The sequence below is a fragment of the Isoptericola sp. NPDC060257 genome (assembly GCF_042726645.1).
Taxonomy (GTDB): domain Bacteria; phylum Actinomycetota; class Actinomycetes; order Actinomycetales; family Cellulomonadaceae; genus Isoptericola; species Isoptericola nanjingensis.
Map to the genome: position 1 here is coordinate 1 of NZ_JBHXAW010000390.1, position 2,942 is coordinate 2,942.

3 protein-coding genes are annotated in these 2,942 nt (G+C 72.3%); 1 reads left to right on the forward strand and 2 read right to left on the reverse strand.

Annotated elements, in window-relative coordinates; translation table 11 throughout:
• Window positions 1–41: 41 nt before the first annotated feature.
• Window positions 42–758, reverse strand: coding sequence for a response regulator transcription factor (locus ACFWEK_RS20405; RefSeq protein ID WP_430555222.1), 717 nt, complete (start codon window positions 756–758; stop codon window positions 42–44).
• Window positions 755–2,038 (reverse strand): sensor histidine kinase, encoded by a 1,284-nt coding sequence (locus tag ACFWEK_RS20410; RefSeq protein ID WP_430555223.1) that lies wholly within the window; start codon window positions 2,036–2,038, stop codon window positions 755–757. The genes ACFWEK_RS20405 and ACFWEK_RS20410 overlap by 4 nt, the downstream gene beginning before the upstream one ends.
• A 170-nt stretch (window positions 2,039–2,208) precedes the next feature.
• Between ACFWEK_RS20410 and phoU the strand changes: the two genes are divergently transcribed.
• On the forward strand, window positions 2,209–2,874 hold the full coding sequence (gene phoU / locus ACFWEK_RS20415; protein ID WP_430548222.1) for a phosphate signaling complex protein PhoU: 666 nt from the start codon (window positions 2,209–2,211) through the stop codon (window positions 2,872–2,874).
• Window positions 2,875–2,942 lie beyond the last annotated feature (68 nt).

Sequence of the window (2,942 nt, forward strand, 5' to 3'; positions counted from 1 at the left end):
GCCCGTCCTACCTCGGCGGATCTCGTACTACCTCGGCAGGGTCAGGCGGGCTCGTCCGCCAGCTTGTAGCCCAGGCCGCGGACGGTGAGCAGGAGCTGCGGTGCCCCCGGGTCGGCCTCGATCTTGGAGCGGATGCGCTTCACGTGAACGTCGAGCGTCTTCGTGTCGCCCACGTAGTCCGCACCCCAGACCCGGTCGATGAGCTGCCCGCGGGTGAGCACCCGGCCGGCGTTGCGCAGCAGCAGCTCCAGCAGGTCGAACTCCTTGAGCGGCAGCGACACCGCGCCGCCGCCCACCGTGACGGTGTGCCGCTCCACGTCCATCCGCACCGGGCCGACCTCGAGCACGGGCTCGCCGTCGTCGTCGTGCCCGTTCGAGGCCGCCTCGGGGGCCGCAGGGCCGCGCCGGCGCATCACCGCGCGCATGCGGGCCAGCAGCTCGCGGAAGGAGTACGGCTTGGTGACGTAGTCGTCGGCGCCCAGCTCGAGGCCCACGACCTTGTCGATCTCGGAGTCCTTGGCCGTGAGCATGATGACGGGCACGTCGCCGCGCTGCCGCAGCTCCCGGCACACCTCCGTGCCGGACAGACCGGGCAGCATGAGGTCGAGCAGCACCAGGTCGGCGCCGCCGTCGTCGTAGGCGGCCAGCGCGTCGACCCCGTTCGAGGCCTCCACGACCTCGAAACCCTCGCGGGTGAGCTGATATGTCAGGGGGTCCCGGTAGGACTCCTCGTCCTCGACCACCAGGATGCGCGTCACGCACCTACCTCCTCGTCCGTCGTGCCTCGGTTGTGCTGATGGGTGTGCTGATGGGTGTGCTGATGGGTGTGCTGATGGGTGTGCTGATGGTCGTGCTGGTCGGCGTGACCCGCGGTGAGCTCCGGGTCGCCCTGCGCGAGCTCCTGCGGCACGTCGGCCGCGGGGATGCGCAGGGTGAACGTCGAGCCCTTGCCCGGCTCGGACCAGATCTGCACGTCGCCGCCGTGGTCGGCCGCCACGTGCTTGACGATGCTCAGGCCCAGGCCGGTGCCGCCCGTGTCGCGCGAGCGTGCCGGGTCGACGCGGTAGAAGCGCTCGAAGACCCGGTCGTGCTCGTCGGGGGCGATGCCCACGCCCTGGTCGACGACGTCGATCTCGACCAGGCCGCGCCGCACGCGCACCCCCAGCCCCACGCGGGTGTTCTCCGGCGAGTAGGCGACGGCGTTGTCGAGCAGGTTGCGCACCGCGGTGACGAGCAGGTTGTGGTCGCCGTACACGAGGACGTCGGCCGAGCCGCCGACCGTGATCGTGATGTTCTTCGCCTGCGCGGTGGTGCGGGCGCGGTCCACGGCCTCGGCGACGACGTCGCGCACCGGGATCGTCGTGACCTCCTGCAGCGCGCCCGCCACCTGCAGCCGGGACAGCTCGATGATCTCGTGCACCAGGGCGGACAGGCGCTGCGCCTCCGCCTGCATGCGCTCGGCGAAGCGCCGCACCGCGACCGGGTCGTCCGCGGCGTCCTGCACCGTCTCCGCCAGCAGGGCGAGCGCCCCTACCGGCGTCTTGAGCTCGTGCGAGACGTTGACGACGAAGTCGCGGCGGATGGCCTCGACGCGGCGGGCCTCGGTGCGGTCCTCGGCGAGCACGAGCAGCTTGTCCGGGCCGACGGGCGCCACCCGGACCTGCAGCAGCACCGTGCCCGACCCGATCGGGCCGCGCGGCAGCTCCAGCTCCTTCTCGCGGATCACGCCGTCCCGACGCACCTCGCGCACCAGGTCGACGATCGCCGGGTGCTGCAGGGCGTCGTTGCGCACCACGCCCAGCGCGTACGCCGGAGGGGACGCCCGCACGACGTCGTCGTCCTCGTCCAGGACCACCGCGGCCGACCGCAGCACCGCCAGCACGCGGACGAGCCCCTCGTCGAGCTCGGCGGGGGCTGCCTCGGGCGACCGGCGCTGGACACGCTCGGAGAAGCGGAAGGCGAGGGTCGCGATCACGCCCACCACGACCCCGAAGATGCCCGCGACGACCGCGGTCACGCCCTGGATGATTCCGTCCACGAGACAAGCGTAGGTCGCGGTGTCCCGGGAATCCGTCGCGGAGCGGAACTGCTCAGCGAGCCGTCGCCCACTGTTCACCTCCGACCCTCCCGGAGTTCACCTGGGCGCCCCCGGCCCGTCCACAGGCCGTGTCAGGCTGGCAGCAGACCTATTACCCCGAGAGGACTGCGATGCGAGAGATCTTCGAGGCCGAGCTGCGCCAGGTCGGTGACGACCTCATCGAGATGAGCCGGCTCGTCGAGTCGGCCATCCGGCGCGCGGGCGACGCCCTGCTGGAGGCCGACCACCAGCTCGCGCAGGAGGTGATCGCCTCCGACCACGCGATCGACCGGCTCGAGAGCGAGCTCGACGAGCGCTGCGTGCACCTGCTGGCCCAGCAGCAGCCCGTCGCCACCGACCTGCGGGTCGTCATCTCCGCGCTGCGCATCAGCGCCTCGCTCGAGCGGATGGGCGACCTCGCCCGGCACGTCGCCGAGATCGCCCGCGGGCGGTACCCCGCCCAGGCCGTGCCCGCGCCCGCCCGCGAGACGTTCGTCAAGATGCACGGCGCGGCGGTGCACGTCGCGCAGCGCACGACGGCGCTGCTCGCCACGCGCGACGTCGCCCTCGCCGCGGAGGTGCAGCAGGACGACGACCTCCTGGACGCCCTGCACCAGGACACCTTCGCCGCGACGCTCGACCCGGAGTGGCCCGGCACCACGCAGGAGACCGTCGACGTCACGCTGCTCGGCCGCTACTACGAGCGGTTCGGCGACCACGGCGTCTCCGTCGCGCGCCGCATCACGTTCCTCGTCACCGGCAACTTCGACGACGAGCACGCCCGCACCGACGCCTGACCGCCCGCGAGGTAGTCCCCCTGCCGGCGAGGTAGTACGAAGCTCCGCGAGGTAGTACTACCTCGCGG

Excerpts from the sequence above, each read along its gene's own strand:
- phoU (WP_430548222.1), top strand. The coding sequence starts at position 2,209 with ATGCGAGAGATCTTCGAGGCCGAGCTGCGCCAGGTCGGTGACGACCTC.